The organism is Exiguobacterium marinum DSM 16307, from assembly GCF_000620845.1.
In the GTDB taxonomy this organism is placed as follows: Bacteria; Bacillota; Bacilli; order Exiguobacteriales; family Exiguobacteriaceae; genus Exiguobacterium; species Exiguobacterium marinum.
In genome coordinates, this window is the sequence record NZ_KK211189.1 from 1,655,050 (window position 1) to 1,676,004 (window position 20,955).

The window sequence follows — 20,955 nt, forward strand, 5'->3', positions numbered from 1 at the left end:
CACATCAACCATTACGCAATGTGAGAGGGGACATTTTACCATGGCCAGAAAAACGTTCACAAAAGAAGACATTAAACGCATCGCACAAGAGGAAGACGTACGCTTTATTCGTCTTCAATTCACGGACATCCTCGGAACAATCAAAAACGTCGAGGTGCCGATCAGCCAATTGGACAAAGCACTTGATAACAAAATGATGTTCGATGGATCATCAATCGAAGGATTCGTCCGCATCGAGGAATCAGACATGTACTTGTATCCAGACCTCAACACATGGGTTGTCTTCCCGTGGACAAATGGCAGCGGAAAAGTCGCTCGCTTAATTTGTGATATTTATAACCCAGACGGTACACCGTTCAGCGGTGACCCACGCGGTACACTCAAACGTAACCTTGAAAAGATGCAAAAGCTTGGCTTCTCAGCGTTCAACGTTGGACCAGAGCCAGAGTTCTTCTTGTTCAAGAAAGACGCTTCAGGTCGTCCGACGCTTGAACTTAACGACCAAGGTGGATACTTCGACTTGGCACCAGTTGACCTTGGTGAGAACTGCCGTAAAGAAATCGTCATCGAACTTGAAAACATGGGCTTCGAAATCGAAGCGTCACACCATGAAGTCGCACCAGGACAACACGAAATCGACTTCAAATACGCCGATGCTGTCACGACGGCAGATAATATCCAAACGTTCAAGCTCGTCGTCAAGACGATCGCTGCGAAGTATGGTCTTCACGCGACGTTCATGCCGAAGCCACTCTTTGGTGTGAACGGTTCAGGGATGCACGCAAACATGTCACTCTTCAAAGGCGACACGAACGTCTTCTACGATCCGAACGGCGATATGGAACTTTCTGACACAGCTCGCGCGTTCACAGCTGGTATCTTGGAGCACGCTCGTGCCTTCACAGCAGTTTGTAACCCGACTGTGAACTCATACAAGCGTCTCGTACCAGGCTACGAAGCACCTTGCTACGTTGCATGGAGCGCACGCAACCGTTCACCGCTCGTACGTGTGCCAGCAGCACGTGGTCTCTCGACTCGTATCGAAGTACGTTCGGTTGACCCGGCAGCGAACCCGTATCTCGCACTTGCTGCGCTCTTGGCTTCAGGTCTTGACGGAATCGAAAAAGATTTGAATGCACCAAAACCAATCGACAGCAACATCTACGTGATGGACAAACCTGAGCGTGTAGCGAACGGAATCGACGATCTCCCGGCGACACTCTTTGACGCACTCGAAGTCCTTCGTGCAGACAAGGTCGTCATGGAATCGCTCGGTGAACACATTGGTGAACATTTCCTCGAGTTAAAAGAAATCGAGTGGGATATGTTCCGTATGCAAGTAACAGAGTGGGAACGAGATCAGTACTTGACGCTCTACTAATAGAAGAAATATGCAAAAGAGCAATGAATGACCTTCTTCAGAAGTGTCGTTCATTGCTCTTTTTTGCTGAGTTTCAGATGAAGCAGAAATGTAAAAGGATCACCTCCACGAGCGTGGAAGTGATCCTTTGTTAGTTAAAACGCTTTTTTTAAAAACGTTGATGTGTAGTCGAGTGTCGTATGGAGTGTCGTCGCGAAGACGAGTCCTAGAAAGAAAGACATGCCATGAACGTCCACCCATGAGCGAATTTCCGTTTCGTATGCCGTGAATGGTAAGAGAAGCACCAATGGGAAACCGATATATACAATCCGAATCACATCGCTCAAACCAGGAAAATGCGATAGTAGAGAGCGATGCGGCATAAGTTTCACATATGGGAGCCAAATCAATTTGAGTGGTCCCCATCGATAATACGCATCTGATTTTAAATCGAGGTCCGGGGAGAGCCAGAGCGTTCCAATAATCGCACCGATTATGAATGCGAGCGGGACGTCTAAATCAATAAAAGGCGTGGCAACCGCAAGTGCGCCGGTTGCCACGAGATTCGTACGGGTATGGGTCTTACCGCTAGCCATTAATGAATTGTCCGGTATACGCCGATAACTTTCCCTAAAATTGAGACGTTGTCAAAATACATCGCTTCTAACTCGTCGTTTTCCGGTTGAAGACGGACTTTTGAAGCTTCCTTATAAATACGCTTCACAGTCGCCTCGCCCTCTTCTGTCATGGCGACGACAATCTCTCCATTGTCGGCAGTGCTCTGTTGGCGGACGAGCACACGGTCTCCGTCCAAAATCCCTGCATTGATCATTGAATCTCCAGAAACGGACAGCATATAGACGTTATCTGAACCAACGATATGTGCCGGAAGAGGGAAGTGCTCTTCCACGTTTTCGATGGCGGTGATCGGTGTCCCCGCGGTGACTTTCCCGATGACCGGAACGTACATGACGGACTCTTGCTCATCCATTGTGGATGCATCTTCACTCAGAATTTCAATTGCACGGGGCTTCGTCTTATCCCGACGAATCAAACCGCGTTTCTCTAGGCGATCTAGATGACCGTGTACGGTCGAACTAGAGGCAAGACCGACTGCTTCTCCAATCTCACGAACAGAAGGTGGATAGCCTTTTGCCCGAACTTCGTCTTTGATGAAATCAAGAATCTGTTGTTGTCGCGCTGACATTTTTTTCATTATGTTCACCTCGATATAATCGAATAAACTGCAATCGCATCCTATTCTTTATGTATTTAGTGTAACACAAGAACACATGAGCGTACAAACATTCGTTCGTTATTTTCCCTTGACCGAACACGAGTTCTTGTTTTATGATAAGAACAGATAAACGAACAAACGTTCTAACGAACATATATTCTTATACAGGAGGTAAGGGAATCATGAAAGATACACTCAACGGAATCATTTTAGTCGGAATGCTCTTAGTCGGGATGTTCGCCTTTTATTTAGCTGGGGAGGTGCGTGGGGGAACGACACCAGTTGAACCGATCATGACATCGGAACGTACGATTGAAGAAGAGGTCGCCTATGTCGAGGCAGAGTCGATTGAAGCGCAAATCATGGCAGAGCGAGAAGAACATAATGAACGAAAAACAAAATGGTATGCCGCTGAGTGATCGTTCAGCATTGCGAACCGTTCTCAAACTGTGTATCGTAAGGAATGAATGCGATGAAAGGGAGTGATGCGATGCGAGTCGTCATCTATTGTCGGGTATCGACGAACAAGTCTACCCAAGAGACATCACTCAGTCGGCAAGTCGAAGAATTACAAGAACTAGCTTCGCGTTTAGGGGCCGACATTATAGATGTCATCACAGAACAAGAGAGCGGTTATGAAGTTAATCGACAGGGGCTGCTCAATTTACTTGACCACGTATCGACATCTCAGTTGGATGCCGTGCTCGTCACCGATGACAGTCGTTTAGGACGAGGAAATGCCAAAATTGCGATACTACACACATTAATGAAGCATGATGTGCGATTGTTGACGATGCAGTCGACTTCGGATTACGTTGTTTCTGATGCTGAGAAGATGGTGTTAGAGATTGTTAGTGTCGTCGAAGAGTATCAACGGAAAATTCATAACGCGAAGATTTCCCGCGGAATGCGTCGTGCGGTCGCCAACGGTTTCAATCCACAACGTAATATTGAGAACAATGATCAAGGTGGCCGACATCGGATTGAAGTTCCGATTGAAGAGATTATTCAATTGCGCGAGCGGGGGTTGACGTTTGCCGAGATTGCGGCGACACTTCGCGGATTCGGCTACGAAGTATCAAAAGCAACGGTCAACCGACGCTATCTCGAACACCGGTTAGTTGCTGAAACTTGATTCTTCCTCTCTGATTTTGTAAAGTAGAAGAACAAATTCACGAGAGAGGGGGCGAGTCATATGTTAGCACCCGGACAATTGGAGCGAATCAATTTCCTCGCCAACAAAGCGAAGACAGAAGGACTATCTCAAGAAGAGATGAACGAACAACAAGACTTGCGTCAAGAATATTTGAAGGCGTTCCGTCAATCTTTCAAGTCTCAAATGATGGGCATGAAAGTCGTTGACCCAGAAGGAAACGACGTCACGCCAGAGAAATTGAAAGAAGAACAAAAACGCCATCGTGGTGAGTGATGCTGAATGCACATCCTATTTCGCATAGGATGTGCATTTTTGTTATACACGAACAATCATCAGACGAACGGATTGCGTTCTTTTTCATGCAATTGAAGGAAACGATTTCATGTAATGTGTTATACTAATTAATTAGTTGTGACACACGAATGAGTATGATAGAATATGACGGGTAGAAAACCTTCTTAACACAGAGAGGATGAAATTAGTGGAAACAACTACTAAAGAATTATTAGCGATTAACTCGATTCGGACGCTCTCAATCGATGCGGTCCAAAAAGCAAACTCTGGTCACCCAGGAATGCCGATGGGTGCTGCACCGATGGCGTTTACACTTTGGACAGACAAAATGCGTCACAACCCGAAAAACCCGAACTGGTTCAACCGCGACCGTTTCGTGCTTTCTGCGGGTCATGGATCGATGCTCTTGTACTCGCTCCTTCACTTGTCTGGATATGATTTGTCAATGGACGACCTTAAATCATTCCGTCAAATGGACTCGAAGACACCAGGTCACCCAGAGTATCGTCACACGGCTGGGGTAGATGCGACAACGGGACCACTTGGACAGGGGATCGCGATGGCTGTCGGGATGGCCATGGCAGAGAAGCACTTAGAAGCGACTTACAACCGCGACAAGTTCAACGTCGTTGACCACTACACATTTGGAATTTGCGGAGACGGGGACTTAATGGAAGGTGTCTCGGCGGAAGCGGCATCACTCGCTGGTCACTTGAAACTTGGTAAACTCGTTGTCCTTTACGATTCAAACGACATCTCACTCGATGGTGACCTTCACAAGTCATTCTCTGAGAGCGTTGAAGACCGTTTCAACGCCTATGGATGGCAAGTCATTCGTGTCGAAGATGGAACAGATATCGATTCAATCGCAAAAGCAATTGATGCAGCGAAAGCTGAGACGTCGAAACCGACATTGATTGAAGTCAAGACGGTGATCGGATTCGGTTCACCGAACAAGTCAGGGAAGTCGGCTTCGCACGGGGCACCACTTGGAGATGCTGAAATCGAATTGACGAAACAGTTCTACAAATGGGAAGGCGAGTCGTTCTACGTTCCAAACGAAGTATACGACTTGTTCAATGAGAAAGTGGTCGAGCCCGGCGCGAAGTACGAGTCAGACTGGAACGAGCTCGTTGAAGCATACAAAGCGGCCCATCCAGAGCTTGGTGCACAGTTCGAACTTGCGATGAACAATGAGCTTCCTGAAGGTTGGGACAGCGAGTTGCCGACATTTGAAATCGGTTCGAAAAAAGCAACACGTCAAACGAGTGGCGAAGTGTTGAACGCAATCGCGAAAGCAGTACCGACACTCTTCGGTGGATCGGCTGACCTTGCAGGTTCAAACAACTCGATGATCAAAGGTGCAGTGGACTTCGATGAAGACCCGGCCGGTCGTAACATCTGGTTCGGTGTACGTGAATTTGCGATGGCGGCAGCTGTAAACGGTATGGCGCTTCACGGTGGAGTACTTCCATACGGTGCGACATTCTTCGTCTTCTCGGATTACCTTCGCCCTGCAGTTCGTCTTGCTGCGCTCATGGGACTCCCATCGACGTTCATCTTGACACACGACTCAATCGCAGTTGGTGAAGATGGTCCAACACACGAGCCGGTCGAACATTTGATGAGCTTCCGCGCGATGCCAAACCTTTCTGTTCTTCGTCCGGCAGATGGTAAAGAAACGATTGCTGCTTGGAAACAAGCTGTGACATCGAAGACGGCACCATCGCTTCTCGTCTTGACTCGTCAAGCATTGCCTGAACTCGAAGGCACATCGATTGAAACAGCAGCAAAAGGCGCATACGTCGTTGCGGGTGAATCGAAAGATGCAGACGTTCTCTTACTTGGTACAGGTTCAGAAGTACATGTCCTCGTTGAAGCACGTGAACAGCTCGCATCTGTTGGTGTGAACGCAGCAGTTGTCTCGATGCCGTCATGGGAACTCTTCGAAGCACAATCTGCTGAGTATAAAGAATCTGTCCTTCCGTCTTCAATCACAAAGCGTGTGTCACTTGAAGCGGGTGCGACACTTGGTTGGTACAAGTATGTCGGATTTGGTGGGAAAGTTCTCGGAATCGATAAGTTCGGAGCTTCAGCGCCTGGAGATCTCCTCATGAAAGAATACGGCATGTCAGTCGACAACGTCGTCGATGCAGTAAAATCACTTTAATCTTAAATTGATTATTTATGACGGCCATTCATTTGGCCGTCACTTTTTTTCTAGACGACTAGCGAAGTTGTTCGATTTAGTGTATAGTAAAAAACGATGTTTCATATGGTAGAGGAGGTAAAGCCTTGAGTACATTATTTTGGATTCTTCTTGTCGTGGCAGCACTCATCGGGGGTATCGCGATTGGATTCTTCATCGCGCGTAAATACATGATGAACTACCTTGAACAAAACCCGCCAATCAATGAAGATATGATTCGTACGTTGATGATGCAGATGGGTCAAAAGCCATCACAGAAGAAAGTCAACCAAGTGATGCGCGCCATGAACGTGCAGATGAAAGATGAAAAGAAGTCATAATGAGTCGTGAAAGCACTTCGGTCCTCGAAGTGCTTTTTTGTCTCCTCATTTTGTTAGACAATCGAACAAACTTTCGCTACGATTAAGAAATAATCTTCATTTGAACTACCTCCACCTACGCTTCGCTTAGAGGTGGAGGATTCCTGAGTCATCCTCTCTAACGAGAGAAACGTGATCAGGCTAACCCCGTCGTCCCGACGGTTGAAGAAGCTAACATGCGTTCAGCTTCTAATTTCAAGTTCATACCTGCGTTCACATCACGGTCATGATGGAGTCCGCAGTTCGGGCATGTCCATTCACGCAAGCCAAGATGTTTCACGTCTTTGTGTCGATGGCCGCAACTCGAACAGAGCTGGCTCGAGGCGAAGGTCTTCCCGACCCTCACGACGGTCTTCCCGTACCAGTCGGCCTTATACTCGAGCATGCGAAAGAACTCCGACCAACTGACCTCGGAGATCGACTTGCTCAACTTGCGGTTCTTACGTATGTCCTTCACCTGCAGGGTCTCGATGCCGATGACGTCGTGGTTTTTGACGATCTCGGTCGACACCTTGTGCAGGAAGTCGGTGCGTCTGTTGGCGATCTTCTCATGGATGCGGGCGACCTTACGCTTCTGCTTCTGGTAGTTCTTCGCCTCGGAAAGTCTCACCTTCTTGTTCAGGGCGATGAGCTGACGACGGGACAACTTGCGTTGCTCCCGCGCCAGTTTCTTCTCGAGGGTGCGGAAGTAACGGTCGTTCTTGTAGAATGTGCCGTCCGATAGAATGGCAAAATTCTTCAGCCCGACGTCGACGCCGACCGATGAACCGGTCTTCGGCAGTTCACCGATCTCCTGCTCTGCGAGAAGGGAGACGAAATATTTACCCGAAGCTGTTCGTCGGATCGTGGCGTTCAGGATGCGACCCTCGACGTGTCTCGAGTTGGCGAAACGCACCCATTTCAGCTTCGGGAGTTTGAGCTTGTTCCCGACGATCGAGACCTCGGGGAGCTGGGACTTCCCTTGGATGTTCGCCGTATAGGATTGGACGGGGTTTCGCTTCGACTTGAAACGGGGATGATTTTCCTCCTTCTTGAAGAACTTCTTATACGCGTCGGCCAGGTGTTTGACACTGTTCTGGACGGCCGTACTGTCCACTTCCGTCAACCAACTGAATTCTTGCTTGAGTATGGGAAGTTCTTTCGAGCAGGCATCATACGACAGTCCCTTGCCGGTCGCTTCATGGGCCGCGTCCCATTTCGACAGGAAATGGTTGAACACGAACCGGGAACAGCCGATCGTCTTGGCGATCAGAATTTCCTGTTCCTTCGTAGGATAGATCTGGAATTTATAGCCCTTGTGCTTCACCATGTGACGTTCACTCCTTTTGAAGATATTTTACCCGAAAGAGAGGTTGGCGATTCATCGCCCACTTTCACGCAAGTCCTGTCCTTAACGTTTAGAAGTGGGAGTATTCTCGCATAATTTTGATAAAGATAGAAGGGGGCGTTTCTCATTCGTGTATTTAAACAATTATCTTGGTTTTTGCGTCTCGAGTGGAAGACGTATGCAATCGGTATCGTCTTACTCATATTCGTGGCAGGGTTAGAGTTGATTCCTCCACGCATCATCGGACGAGTCGTCGATGAAATCAACAGTGATTCACTCGCATCGAACACGCTTTGGATGTTACTCGGAGGACTAGCTGCGGTCGGGATTGGGAATTATGTTGCCCGCTTCTTTTGGCGCTATTTCATCTTTGGTGCTTCGATTCGTCTAGGTAGAAAGCTTCGCAGTCAATTGTATCGGCACTTTACGGACCTCGACCAGCGATTTTACAAAAAATCACGTGTCGGTGACTTAATGGCACATGCGACAAATGATGTACAGGCCGTATCGATGACGGCCGGAGCGGGGATTTTGACGCTTGTTGATAGCGTGACGCTCGGAACGTTCGTGATCATCACGATGATTACGACAATCAGTTGGAAACTGACGCTCGTCGCCTTACTGCCACTCCCAATCATGGTCGCTTTGACGACACGATATGGAAAGATGTTACATAACCGATTCGGGGTCGCTCAAGCGGCATTTTCAGAATTGAATGACAAAGTGCAGGAAAGTGTCAGTGGGGTTCGTGTCTTAAAGTCGGCCGGGGAAGTCGAGCGGGATGTGGATTCATTTGAAAACTTATCGAGTGAGGTCATGGCGAAAAACGTCCGTGTCGCTAAAATCGATGCCTTATATGATCCGACAATCTTCGGAATTGTCGGCCTTTCCTATATCCTTTCTGTCGGATACGGGGCAGTCTTAATCGAGCAGGGCGAATTGACAATTGGACAGATTGTCAGCTTCACTGCCTATTTGGCACTCTTGACGTGGCCGATGTTAGCATTCGGTTGGCTGTTTAACATTGTGGAACGGGGACGTGCCTCATACGACCGCATCGAGCGAATGCTTGCCGTCAAGCCTGAGATTCAAGACGATCGTATGGCTGCGACGACTCTGGCGCACTCAGAGGTGGAAGTTGCCGTTCGAAAGTTCGCTTATGATGAGACTATCGTACTCGATGACGTTCATTTCCGAATCGAGCGTGGGAAAACGATTGGGATCGTCGGAAGGACGGGGGCAGGCAAGACGACAATTGTACGCTTGTTGACCCGTGAGTATGATGTGAAAGATGGCAAAATCAAAATCGGTGGAATCAATATCCGCCAAGTGAAAAAGTCACTTCTCATGGATAAAATTGCAGTCGTGCCGCAAGACCACTTTTTATTCTCTGATTCTATCGCAAACAATATCGCATTCGGAAGACCCGATGCCAGCATGGAGGAAATCATCGAAGCGGCTAAGGTCGCAGAGGTACATGAAGATATCGTCCGCCTCCCTGAAGGGTACGCGACGCTCGTCGGTGAGCGCGGTGTGACATTATCAGGAGGACAGAAGCAGCGTATCTCCATTGCGCGGGCGCTCATGACAGAGGCTGATGTGTTGATTTTAGATGATGCGCTATCTGCCGTTGATGCGAAAACCGAAGAATCGATTATCGAGCATTTTCGTGTCGGCAATCCGGAACAGGCACGAGTCATCGTCGCACATCGACTTTCCGCAGTCGAACATGCCGATGAGATTCTCGTCATCGAAGACGGTAAAATTGTACAACGTGGACGGCATGAGTTACTCCTTCAAGAGATAGGCTGGTATCGAGAAACATATGACCGTCAACAGCTTGAGGCGATCGTAGAAGGGGGTGGGCACGATGAAGCATGATATTCAAGAATGGCAAGTCATCAAACGATTGCTGAGTTACGCGAAACGGTACGGTAAACCTCTCGGTATCGCCTTCGTTTTTCTATTGATTGCGACAGGTGCCAAGTTGGCCGGTCCATTTCTCATTAAAGTGTTCATCGATGAGTTTGTCACGCCAGGTGTCTATCCGACGAACTGGGTGATTGCCCTCTTCACTGTTTATATGATTCTGCACTTGTCAGCTATTCTATTTGACTATCTGCAGTCCATCTCCTTCCAAAAGATTGCATTGAAGATTGTCCAGAACATTCGAATGGATATTTTTCGTCACGTCATGGGGATGCGTCTCGCTTATTTTGATCGTACCCCAGCCGGTGTCCTCGTATCCCGCATCACGAATGATACCGAGGCCGTAAAAGAGCTATACGTCGGTGTCATGAGTACGTTCGTTCAGTCGGCTGTCCAATTGATTGGGACGTATATATTCCTATACATACTAGAGCCGCAACTTGCGACGATGGGACTTGTCCTACTGCCGCTCTTTTGGCTCATCATCTGGGCGTATCGTAGTTTCTCGACGAAGTATTTTGCTCAAGTTCGAGACCTGTTGTCTCAACTCAATGCCCAGTTGAACGAATCCATCAATGGAATGGGAATCATTCAACAATTCCGCCAAGAAGAACGACTCATCCGTCAGTTTGAAGAAACGAATGAGGCGCACCAAGAGGCACGATATCGGAACTTAAAGCTCGATAGTATGTTACTCCGTCCAATTATTGAGTTGTTGCTCGCCTTCTCCATCATTGGACTTCTCGGGTATTATGGAGTCCTCTCGATGACTGAGCAAGTTCAAGTCGGGGTCGTCTACGCGTTCATCAGTTATATCGAGCGTATTTTCCGACCGGTGCTTGACATCATGCAACGACTGAGCGAGTTTCAACAAGCTGTCGTATCTGCGGACCGCGTCTTTAAAATTTTAGATACAAATGAGCCATCTCCAGGAAAACAGTTGCCAGGAGAAGCTCGTGTTTCGGAAGGGGAGGTGCGATTCGAGGATGTGACGTTCAGTTATGACGGTGAAGTCGATGTGTTGAAACATATCTCGTTCGTCGCCAAGCCAGGAGAAACGGTCGCGCTCGTCGGTCATACCGGTAGCGGGAAAAGTTCGATCATTAACTTATTGACACGTTTTTACCCATATGGATCTGGCAAAATCACGATCGATGGACAGCCACTCGAACAATTTGAAGAACAAGAACTTCGTCAGCAAGTTGGACTGGTACTTCAAGACCCGTTCTTGTTTACGGGAACGATTGAAGAAAATTTAAAACTGTTCAATCCGAACATCGATTCAGAACGAACGCGTGAGGCCGCTGAATTTGTTCAGGCACATACGTTCATCGAGAAGTTGGATGCCGGATATGGACATATCGTCGGGGAGCGTGGGGCTACCTTCTCGAGTGGAGAACGGCAATTGCTTGCATTTGCACGCACGGTCGCGCGAAATCCAAAAATACTCATTCTCGATGAGGCGACGAGTTCAATCGATACCGAGACGGAAGAACGTGTTCAAATTGCACTCGATCGGATGCGCCGTGGTCGTACGACAATTGCGATTGCCCATCGCCTGTCGACGATTCAAGATGCCGATTTGATATTGGTTTTGCATCGAGGGGAAATCGTGGAGAGGGGAAATCATCAGGAGTTGTTGAAACAGGATGGTCTTTATAAAAAAATGTATGAACTTCAGTCTGGTCAACGTCTGATGTCTTGAATTGGAAAGGATACCTACCTAGGTGTCCTTTTTCCATGGAAAAAAGCTCGCCACACAAGGTGACGAGCCAATAAAATTAAGTATTGAGCTGTTCTTTTTTATATTTTGATAGGACGTGATGAGTAATCAGCGAGTCAAGTTCTTGACTGACCAATATGACTTCTGGCGAGGTCCAAGAGTGCTCTGACGCGATTTCATACAGTTCATCACGTTTTTGTTCAATGGCTTGGTGTAGTGTATCTGCTGCGGTGACTGCCACGTTCGTTCCCCCATCATGTAAGTTAGAATTTTGTGAACTAGAATATCCAAATCTTAGCACCTTCGTTTACAGATGACAAGTTTCATTTCCATTTCAAAAATTACAAAATGATATTGAGATGCGAAGGAAAAGATGCGAGCAATTTAAATAGGTTTTCGCTATAATGGTCGTGAAAGGTGGAAATCGTCATGGAAGTCACATTATGGCTCGCATTTGGGGCGGGCGTCTTATCGTTTTTATCACCATGTACGCTCCCGTTGTATCCGGTTTTTCTATCGTATATTACCGGGGTTTCCGTATCGGAATTAAAAAATGAAGGATTGAAACAGCGTACAGCTTGGTTCCACACATTTTCGTTCTTATTCGGCTTTTCGATTGTCTTTCTCGTACTTGGATTATCGACATCGTTGATTGCAGACGTCTTCATCCAGTATAAAGATAGTCTACGGATGTTCGGAGCCATCTTGATTTTCGTATTCGGCGTTTTTTTGGCGGGCCTTTGGCAACCGCGATTCATGATGCGCGAAAAGAAAATGGATATCGGCGAACGAAAGAGTGGGTATTTTGGAACCGTATTAATCGGAATTGGGTTTGCAGCTGGTTGGACGCCTTGTACGGGTCCGATTTTAGCGGGCGTGATTGCACTTGCCGCAACGAATCCGAGCCAAGGTCTCGGCTACATGTTGGCGTATGTCATCGGTTTTGCGATTCCGTTTTTAGTGATGGTCGCTTTCGTAGGCAAAATTAAGTACTTAGCACGAAACAGCGCGAAAGTTGCAAAAGTTGGAGGCTATTTGATGATGGCGTTCGGCGTACTATTATATTTTGACGGAATGAATCGATTCGCGGCCTGGATGAGCGAACTTGTCGGATTCACCGGATTTTAAGGGGTTGATCGAGATGTCAATGTTATGGGGATCGACTCTTATTGCATTATTGATGGGGATCGTGGCAAGCTTCGTTCGTGTGAAAGCATCGGCGAAACCGACGAATGCAAAAAAAATCTTGATTCCACCGCTTGCGATGACAACAGGGATGATTCAGTTTTTGATTCCTGCGTTTCGCTTGTCATGGATTGAAGTACTTGAAGCGCTAGCGGTCGGACTGATCTTTAGCCTGTTCTTAATCAAAACATCAAACTTTGAAAAACGGGATGGGGAAGTGTATCTGTCCCGCTCGAAAGCATTTTTTATCGTGGTTTTTGCACTACTTGCGATTCGCACGGCGATGAAAGTTTGGGTCGGGCATGAAGTCGATATTTTCTCCACTGGAGGATTGTTCTATTTAATTGCGTGGGGGATGATTGTTCCGTGGCGAATTGCGATGTATCAGAAGTATAAACGAATCGCAATCACATGAAAATGGAGTGGCTCAAAGCCGCTCCATTTTTGTTTACCTCTCTTTTAGGATGGCGACTTCTGTCTCCGTATCGATTCTTATATTTGTTAAGTTTTGTTGCATCCTCTATTGATGATGTGTTCAAAAAAGTCATGAGTGGATGAGGAAGCGGCTGAGAAGACGAGTCCGGCAAAGATAGTTACGAGCGTTCTCAATGCTGTCTGGAAATTGAACGATGGGCTTAGGTCATATAATTCGGGAGAAAAGTTACTATTTCCAAATAGTTAAATCGCCCAATTTGATAAACAAAAAAACTCTAGCCGAATCGGATAGAGTCTACTGCTGAAAATAATGTTCGTAAGGTGTCCAGTCAATTTTTTCTTCGGCCAGTGCTTTCTTTAGAAACTTGTGATCGCGTTTTGGCGTTGCAGCGATATATCCTTTTACAACGAGTTCGGTCGTCATCTTTTTAGCCCGGGATTCAAGTGCGAACTGCCCAATCTTCCCGGCGATTTTTCGGATGGCGACGTCGCGGAACAACTCGGGAACCGGTGAGACGAGCCGGTCTAGTAGCGTCCGAGTTTCCGGGGTCCATAGGTGAAGCGTTCTCTCTATATAATCATCTTCAATATCAAGTAGGGAACGTCCATCTTCTTTCGGCATTCGTTTTAAAAACTTGCGGAACATGAAGTACCCGCCAATCGTCATGAGACCAATCATGACGAATCCCCAGAATATAATGAAATACATCATCAAGTTTTCTGGCATCGTCTTTCCCCCGTTCTATTCATTCACTTACTTTCATCGTAAGTATACAAAAAAGAATCAAATTGCAAAAGGCGCACGTCCTGTTAGGATAGACGAACTGAATCGATTTCGTTAGAATAGAGAGCGTTGCTACGAGAATAAGCATGATCTGAGTCGAGAAAGGAAGGGTCTATAGTATATGAGCCAATTGAAACAGGAAGTTGAGAGACGTCGAATATTCGGCATCATCTCTCACCCGGATGCGGGGAAGACGACATTAACAGAAAAGTTACTTTTGCACGGTGGTGCGATTCGTGAGGCGGGTACGGTCAAAGCACGAAAAAATTCAAAACACGCCAAATCTGACTGGATGGAAATCGAGAAACAACGTGGAATTTCGGTTACATCGTCCGTCATGCAATTCATTTATCAAGATAAAGTCGTGTCGATTATGGATACACCTGGACACAATGACTTCGGTGAGGATACATACCGCGTGTTGACATCGGTCGACAGCGCGGTCATGGTCATCGATGCAGCGAAAGGTATTGAGGCACAGACGAAAAAACTATTCCAAGTTTGTCGTATGCGTGGGATTCCGATCTTTACATTTATGAACAAGTTGGACCGTCAGGCAAAAGATCCGCTTGAATTGATGGAGGAACTTGAAGAAGTGCTCGGCATGCCTTCTGTTGCCATCACATGGCCGATCGGGAGTGGGATGCAGTTCGAAGGTGTGTATGATCGAATGAAAAATGAAGTTCATTTGTTCCGTGGTGAGAAGTCGACGCTTCAACTGGGCGAGGATGGGGTGAACGACCCGGTGCTCGCTGATCATCTATCAGAGGAGAACTTGACAAATCTTCGCGACGAGATCGACCTTCTCGACGGAGCCGGGAACGAGATTGATGTGAATGAGATTCAAAGTGGTAAATTGACGCCAGTATTCTTCGGGACAGCACTTGTCGACTTTGGCGTGACTGCATTCTTGAATCATTATTTAAAGATGTCGCCAGCCCCAGAGGCACGTAAGTCGAACGTTGGTCCAATCAATCCGACGTCAGAAGACTTCAGTGGATTCGTCTTTAAAATTCAAGCGAACATGAACCCGGCACACCGCGACCGGATCGCATTCGTCCGCATCTGTTCTGGCGTTTTTGAGCGTGGAATGGACGTGACGCTCACACGGACTGGAAAGAAAATTAAATTGAGCCAGTCGACACAGTTGATGGCGAACGACCGTGAGACGGTCGATCAGGCATTTGCCGGTGATGTCATCGGGATCTATGACTCGGGGACGTATCAAATCGGGGATACGATTACGACATCGAAACAAAAGATTGCGTTCGAAGCGTTGCCGACTTTCCCGCCTGAATTATTCATGCGCGTATCGCCGGTCAACTCACTCAAGTCAAAACACTTCCACAAAGGTGTGGAGCAGCTCGCACAAGAAGGGGCAATCCAAGTCTATCGTAACGAGTACAACGAGATTTATCTCGGTGCTGTCGGACAACTTCAATTCGAAGTGTTCGAATATCGCTTAAACAACGAGTACGGCGTAGATATCCGAATGGAGCCGGTATCTTACAGTGTTGCACGTTGGGTGAAAGACAAGGAATTGAAAGCACTGAAACCGTTCCAAGACTCACGGAATATGCTCGTCACTGACCGTTGGGAACGTCCGGTCTTCCTATTCGCGAACGAGTTCACGTTTGAGCGTTTTGCAGAACGTCATGCCGATGACTTGACTCTCGTCGAGGCACTTGACGTCAATGAAGAGATTGGTACAGAAGAATAAGTTGTAAACACCTCGTTTTTGAGGTGTTTTTTTGTGTTTAACTCCTAACGAATAACGTAATAAGTTTTACTTATGACTAATTTGTGACGGAATGTATTTTACGTCACGCTATACTTGTATTATGATAAATATGTGAAAAGTAAGCGATTACGCATTGTCGTGTGGTCGGCGCTTTCAAAAAGGGGGAAATTGCAATGGAACAGACGAATGTTTTAGACGCCTTCTCATCTCGAACTAAATTCGAGGTGAACGGGCAATCGTATGATTTTTATCGATTGAAAAAGTTAGAAGAAGAGGGATTAACGGACATCAGCCGTCTTCCTTATTCGATTCGTGTTCTGCTCGAATCGGTACTCCGTCAACAAGACGGTCGTGCCATCACGAAAGAACATGTCGAGAACTTGGCAAAATGGGGTACTGCCGACGTCTCGAAAGATATTGACGTACCGTTCAAGCCGGCACGTGTCGTACTTCAAGACTTCACTGGTGTTCCGACGGTTGTAGACCTCGCTTCACTTCGCAAAGCGATGGCAGACCTTGGCGGGGACCCGAACAAAATCAACCCAGAAATCCCTGTCGACCTCGTCGTTGACCATTCTGTTCAAGTAGATGCGTACGGCTTTGCTGGTGCGTTGATGAAAAACATGGATATCGAGTTCGAACGTAACGAAGAACGTTACAAATTCTTACGTTGGGCACAGACGGCATTCGATAACTATCGTGCCGTTCCACCAGCTACAGGAATCGTTCACCAAGTAAACTTGGAGTACTTGGCGTCAGTCGTGCTTGAGAAGAGCGATACGGAAGGTACAGTAGCTTACCCAGATTCACTCGTTGGAACTGACTCTCATACAACGATGATCAACGGTCTCGGTGTTCTCGGATGGGGTGTTGGAGGAATCGAAGCAGAAGCGAGCATGCTCGGTCAACCTTCATACTTCCCAGTACCAGACGTCGTCGGTGTCAAAATCATCGGTGAAGTCAACCCAGGTGTGACGGCAACCGATGTTGCGCTCGTCGTGACAGAGATGCTTCGTCATGAAAAAGTTGTCGGGAAATTTGTTGAATTCTTCGGTCCATCACTTCACACGATGCCACTTTCAGACCGTGCAACAATTGCAAACATGGCACCTGAATACGGTGCGACATGTGGGTTCTTCCCAGTGGATACGGAAACACTGAACTACATGCGTACGACAGGCCGTTCTGAAGAGTTGATTACACTCGTTGAAGAATATTCAAAAGCGAACGACCTCTTCTATACGCCAGATCAAGCGGATCCAACGTTCACGAAAGTGTTGACGCTCGACTTGTCAAAAGTTGAACCTTCACTTGCGGGTCCGAAACGTCCACAAGACCGAATCAACCTTTCAGACGTTCAAACATCATTCATCGATAGCTTGAGCGCTCCTGCAGGAAATAGCGGGTTCGGTCTCGACCGTTCAGAACTCGACAAAAAGGCGACGGTTAACTACGAAGACGGCGCAGTCGACATGAGCACGGGAGATGTTGCAATCGCTGCGATCACAAGTTGTACGAACACATCAAACCCATACGTCATGGTCGGTGCCGGACTCGTGGCGAAGAAGGCTGTCGAGCGTGGATTGACTGTTCCGAAGTATGTGAAGACGTCACTCGCACCAGGCTCGAAGGTCGTCACAGACTATCTCGACAAAGCTGGCTTGACTTCTTACTTGGACGAGCTTGGCTTCAATACAGTCGGATACGGCTGTACAACATGTATCGGAAACTCCGGGCCACTCGACCGTGAAGTGGAAGAGGCGATCACAGACAACGACTTGCTCGTCTCATCAGTCCTCTCAGGGAACCGTAACTTCGAAGGACGCGTTCACCCACTCGTCAAAGCGAACTTCTTGGCATCACCACCGCTCGTCGTCGCCTATGCTCTTGCGGGAACTGTCAACTTTGACGTCATGAATGATTCATTCGGTACGGATAAAGATGGAAATGAAGTCTACTTCAAAGACATTTGGCCATCGAACGATGAAATCAAGATGGTCGTTCAAGACGTTGTTTCCCCTGAAGCGTTCCGTAAAGAATACGAAACCGTCTTTACTGGAAACGAACGTTGGAACGCGCTAGAAGTGCCAGAAGGAAACTTGTATGATTTCTCTGATGAGTCGACATATATTCAAAACCCACCGTTCTTTGAACAACTCGAACCGGAAGCGGGTGAGGTGCACGCGTTGAATGGTTTACGCGTTATCGGGAAGTTCGCTGATTCGGTCACGACGGACCATATCTCACCAGCAGGGTCGTTCTCGAAGACGACACCAGCAGGTCAATATCTCCTTTCAAAAGGAGTGGAGCCAATCGATTTCAACTCGTACGGTTCGCGACGTGGTAACCACGAAGTGATGATGCGCGGTACGTTCGCGAACATCCGAATCCGTAACCAAGTCGCTCCGGGTACAGAAGGTGGATTCACGACTTACTGGCCAACTGGAGAAATCATGCCGATGTACGATGCGGCGATGAAGTATAAAGAGCAAGGGACTGGTCTCATCGTTCTTGCTGGAAACGACTACGGAATGGGGTCGTCCCGTGACTGGGCAGCAAAAGGAACGAACCTACTTGGAATTCGTGCGGTGGTCGCGCAAAGTTTCGAGCGGATTCACCGTTCAAACCTTGTCATGATGGGTGTACTTCCACTTCAGTTCTTAGATGGGGAATCTTCAGAATCACTCGGTTTGACTGGTGAGGAAGCGATTGATATCCAAGTCGATGAGTCTGTTCGTCCGCGTGACATCTTAAACGCTAAAGCAACACACGAGAACGGAACGGTGACAGAATTCAAAGTCATCGCTCGTTTCGACTCGGAAGTTGAAATCGATTACTATCGTCACGGTGGAATCTTACAGATGGTTCTCCGTAACAAATTGAAATAAGCTGCACACCTTCCTTTGAAAAAAGGAAGGTTTTTTTCATGAATATGCGATTTTATGGTGAAAGTTTTAATGGAATCGGGAACAGGAAGAGAGGGAGGGGTATGCACATGGATCGAGATGAAAAAGTTGGAAAAAGTTGGTGGAAGCGGCTGATGCAACAAAAAGAAGTGGAGCCTGATCAGGAGATTGATATCACGCTCTCTGAATTGCGGCAAGCGATTCACGAATATGAACAAGCGTTGCCAAAAGGGGTAAATCGCACCGTCCTGTTGGATGACACGCAAGAAATCGACACGAAGCGATTGAAACATCATTTATCCGGAATTCCGAAACAACGCTTTTATATGTCAAAAGAAACATTTCATATCGTGCCTGAAGAAGAACGAGACGTCATATACGAGATGGATCAGGTGCAACGTGCCCTCGATCTGTATATGGATCAAGAAAAAAAACTACCGCTACGAAAATTTCAAGATTCATTACAACTAGATTTATCGCGATTAAGAGAAGGTGGATATTTAAAAACGTTACCAAAACGACCGTACTACGTGGTGGACGAAACATTGATTGTCTCACTAGAACCTAAAGAGTCTACCTCTTGACAAGACACCTATATGTTTTGCGGTAAATGACACATTTAATGACAGATGGGGTTGTTACTTGTTTAAAAAGTATGTTAGGGTGGAAAACGTATATGAAAATAGAAAATTAAATAGGAGTGATTTTTATGGAACGGAAAAGCCGTGTGACGACCGTGTTCGTCGTATCTGCAATCATAACAGGCTTATTCACAATCTGGGGACTCTTCCCCGAGAGTGTCATTGGAAATGCGAGTCTTCTCAATGTAACGAGCACACTTCAAGGCTGGCTCTCAAACGGGATGGGTTGGTTCTATCTTTTGAGTGCGACAGGATTCCTGCTCGTTGCCATCTTTTTAATCTTTTCACGGTATGGCTCGATTCGTCTTGGGAAAGACTCGGACCGTCCCGAGTTTAGTTATTTGTCGTGGTTCGCGATGCTGTTTAGTGCCGGAATGGGGATTGGCCTCATCTTCTGGGGAGCAGCAGAGCCGTTACTTCATTTCCACTCACCACCATTCTCATCATTGACGCCTGAAGGAGACGCAAGGATAGCAATGCGTTATGCCTTTTTCCACTGGGGATTCCACCCATGGGCGATTTATGCGATGATTGCACTCGCCATCGCCTACTCGACGTTTAGAAAAGGTCGTCCGGCAACGATTGGGGAAACAATCGGTTCGCTCGTCCACAATCGTTATGAAAAACCTGTGAAACAGACAGTCGATATCCTTGCAGTCATTGCGACGGCGTTCGGGGTAGCGACATCACTTGGTTTTGGTGCTCAACAGATTGCCGGGGGCCTTCACTACCTCATCCCTGGGGTACCGAACGCCTTCGTGACACAGTTGATCATCATCGCCGTCGTAACGGTTCTTTATATGATCAGCGCCTCAACGGGTCTCGACAAAGGAATTCGGATTTTAAGTAACACAAACATCTTCCTCGCCATCGTCTTACTCGTTGCGACGATGTTTGCTGGACCGACGGCGTTCATTTTCGACTTGTTTACGCAAACTGTCGGTACTTATTTGCAACAACTACCGGGTATGAGTTTCCGTACCGCCGCGTTTGAACCGATTGAACGAGAATGGATCAACGGTTGGACAATCTTCTATTGGGCATGGTGGATCTCTTGGTCACCATTCGTCGGAACATTCATTGCGCGCGTTTCGAAAGGACGTACGATTCGTGAATTCATCATCGGAATCTTACTTGTCCCGACATCGTTTGGGCTCATCTGGTTCTCTGTCTTTGGTGGTTCAGCGATTTGGGCTGACTTGTTCGGTGGATACAACTTGATTGGTCAAGTAAACGAAATCGGTACAGAAATCGGACTTTTCGCACTGTTTGACACGTTCGGTGGATTTGGAACGGTACTGAGTATTGTCGCTGTCTTCTTGATTTCGACATTCTTTATCACATCTGCGGACTCTGCAACTTATGTATTAGGAATGCTCACATCGAATGGTAAGCTCGTTCCTCCAATGCGTATTAAAATGACGTGGGGTATCATTCAATCTTCAATCGCGGCCGTACTGCTTTATTCAGGAGGCCTTGCCGCCTTACAAGCTGTAGCGATTCTTGCAGCATTCCCATTCGTTTTCGTACTCATCTTTATGATCGTCGCCTTGTTCAAAGATTTGGCCGATGAACCAGATGAGCGAGACAAATGGCTCGAAATGCAAAAGAAAGACGAAGATAAGTTAGGTTAAACCAGTAAGGGTCTCTATGGAGGCCCTTTTTTTAG

The 20,955-nt window shown here is 47.2% G+C and carries 19 protein-coding genes; 14 read left to right on the forward strand and 5 right to left on the reverse strand.

Translation table 11 applies throughout. The features are described 5' to 3' along the window. Window positions 1–40 precede the first annotated feature (40 nt). On the forward strand, window positions 41–1,381 hold the full coding sequence (glnA, locus tag P400_RS0108830) for a type I glutamate--ammonia ligase (RefSeq protein WP_026825847.1): 1,341 nt from the start codon (window positions 41–43) through the stop codon (window positions 1,379–1,381). Between the two features lie 134 nt (window positions 1,382–1,515). Here the strand turns inward: glnA and P400_RS0108835 are convergent, their stop codons facing one another. After that, window positions 1,516–1,956, reverse strand: coding sequence for a metal-binding protein (locus P400_RS0108835; RefSeq protein ID WP_026825848.1), 441 nt, complete (start codon window positions 1,954–1,956; stop codon window positions 1,516–1,518). After that, window positions 1,956–2,576 (reverse strand): transcriptional repressor LexA, encoded by a 621-nt coding sequence (gene lexA / locus P400_RS0108840; RefSeq protein ID WP_026825849.1) that lies wholly within the window; start codon window positions 2,574–2,576, stop codon window positions 1,956–1,958. Before lexA ends, P400_RS0108835 begins: the two co-directional genes overlap by 1 nt. A gap of 203 nt (window positions 2,577–2,779) precedes the next feature. Between lexA and P400_RS0108845 the strand changes: the two genes are divergently transcribed. From P400_RS0108845 to P400_RS0108865, 5 genes are all read left to right on the forward strand, one after another. Beyond that, on the forward strand, window positions 2,780–3,016 hold the full coding sequence (locus tag P400_RS0108845; RefSeq protein ID WP_026825850.1) for a hypothetical protein: 237 nt from the start codon (window positions 2,780–2,782) through the stop codon (window positions 3,014–3,016). A 71-nt stretch (window positions 3,017–3,087) separates the two neighbouring features. After that, window positions 3,088–3,732, forward strand: coding sequence for a YneB family resolvase-like protein (locus tag P400_RS0108850; protein ID WP_026825851.1), 645 nt, complete (start codon window positions 3,088–3,090; stop codon window positions 3,730–3,732). A 60-nt stretch (window positions 3,733–3,792) separates the two neighbouring features. Continuing rightward, window positions 3,793–4,026, forward strand: coding sequence for a DUF896 domain-containing protein (locus tag P400_RS0108855; RefSeq protein WP_026825852.1), 234 nt, complete (start codon window positions 3,793–3,795; stop codon window positions 4,024–4,026). A gap of 199 nt (window positions 4,027–4,225) precedes the next feature. Then, the gene (gene tkt, locus P400_RS0108860; protein WP_026825853.1) at window positions 4,226–6,217 is read left to right on the forward strand and encodes a transketolase; all 1,992 of its coding nucleotides are present in this window, start codon (window positions 4,226–4,228) and stop codon (window positions 6,215–6,217) included. A 125-nt stretch (window positions 6,218–6,342) separates the two neighbouring features. Beyond that, complete coding sequence (locus P400_RS0108865; protein WP_026825854.1) at window positions 6,343–6,576, forward strand: YneF family protein; 234 nt, start codon at window positions 6,343–6,345, stop codon at window positions 6,574–6,576. Between the two features lie 175 nt (window positions 6,577–6,751). Here the strand turns inward: P400_RS0108865 and tnpB are convergent, their stop codons facing one another. Further along, the gene (gene tnpB, locus P400_RS0108870) at window positions 6,752–7,924 is read right to left on the reverse strand and encodes an IS200/IS605 family element RNA-guided endonuclease TnpB (protein WP_026825855.1); all 1,173 of its coding nucleotides are present in this window, start codon (window positions 7,922–7,924) and stop codon (window positions 6,752–6,754) included. A 144-nt stretch (window positions 7,925–8,068) separates the two neighbouring features. On the opposite strand from tnpB, the gene P400_RS0108875 reads away from it, so the two are divergent. Together P400_RS0108875 and P400_RS0108880 are read left to right on the forward strand one after the other, a co-directional pair. After that, entirely contained in the window at window positions 8,069–9,823 is a 1,755-nt protein-coding gene (locus tag P400_RS0108875; protein WP_026825856.1) for an ABC transporter transmembrane domain-containing protein, read from the forward strand. Next, window positions 9,813–11,576 carry an ABC transporter ATP-binding protein gene (locus tag P400_RS0108880; RefSeq protein ID WP_026825857.1) on the forward strand — a complete coding sequence of 588 codons (1,764 nt, stop codon included), beginning with the start codon at window positions 9,813–9,815 and terminating at the stop codon, window positions 11,574–11,576. The genes P400_RS0108875 and P400_RS0108880 overlap by 11 nt, the downstream gene beginning before the upstream one ends. A gap of 76 nt (window positions 11,577–11,652) precedes the next feature. Here P400_RS0108880 and P400_RS0108885 read toward each other — a convergent pair whose 3' ends face one another. Beyond that, entirely contained in the window at window positions 11,653–11,835 is a 183-nt protein-coding gene (locus tag P400_RS0108885) for an aspartyl-phosphate phosphatase Spo0E family protein (RefSeq protein ID WP_026825858.1), read from the reverse strand. A 188-nt stretch (window positions 11,836–12,023) separates the two neighbouring features. On the opposite strand from P400_RS0108885, the gene P400_RS0108890 reads away from it, so the two are divergent. After that, window positions 12,024–12,722 carry a cytochrome c biogenesis CcdA family protein gene (locus P400_RS0108890; protein ID WP_026825859.1) on the forward strand — a complete coding sequence of 233 codons (699 nt, stop codon included), beginning with the start codon at window positions 12,024–12,026 and terminating at the stop codon, window positions 12,720–12,722. Window positions 12,723–12,741: 19 nt separating this feature from the next. Beyond that, entirely contained in the window at window positions 12,742–13,194 is a 453-nt protein-coding gene (locus P400_RS0108895) for a CcdC family protein (protein ID WP_026825860.1), read from the forward strand. A 315-nt stretch (window positions 13,195–13,509) separates the two neighbouring features. Here the strand turns inward: P400_RS0108895 and P400_RS0108900 are convergent, their stop codons facing one another. Further along, window positions 13,510–13,941 (reverse strand): DUF2621 domain-containing protein, encoded by a 432-nt coding sequence (locus tag P400_RS0108900; protein WP_026825861.1) that lies wholly within the window; start codon window positions 13,939–13,941, stop codon window positions 13,510–13,512. Window positions 13,942–14,119: 178 nt separating this feature from the next. Between P400_RS0108900 and P400_RS0108905 the strand changes: the two genes are divergently transcribed. The 4 genes from P400_RS0108905 to P400_RS0108920 all read left to right on the forward strand — a co-directional run bounded on the left by P400_RS0108905 (window position 14,120) and on the right by P400_RS0108920 (window position 20,920). Next, complete coding sequence (locus P400_RS0108905) at window positions 14,120–15,718, forward strand: peptide chain release factor 3 (protein WP_026825862.1); 1,599 nt, start codon at window positions 14,120–14,122, stop codon at window positions 15,716–15,718. A gap of 194 nt (window positions 15,719–15,912) precedes the next feature. Continuing rightward, entirely contained in the window at window positions 15,913–18,627 is a 2,715-nt protein-coding gene (gene acnA, locus P400_RS0108910) for an aconitate hydratase AcnA (protein WP_026825863.1), read from the forward strand. Window positions 18,628–18,734: 107 nt separating this feature from the next. Then, window positions 18,735–19,229 (forward strand): DUF3939 domain-containing protein, encoded by a 495-nt coding sequence (locus P400_RS0108915; protein ID WP_034771023.1) that lies wholly within the window; start codon window positions 18,735–18,737, stop codon window positions 19,227–19,229. 125 nt (window positions 19,230–19,354) lie between these two features. Beyond that, entirely contained in the window at window positions 19,355–20,920 is a 1,566-nt protein-coding gene (locus P400_RS0108920; protein ID WP_026825865.1) for a BCCT family transporter, read from the forward strand. Window positions 20,921–20,955: the final 35 nt, after the last annotated feature.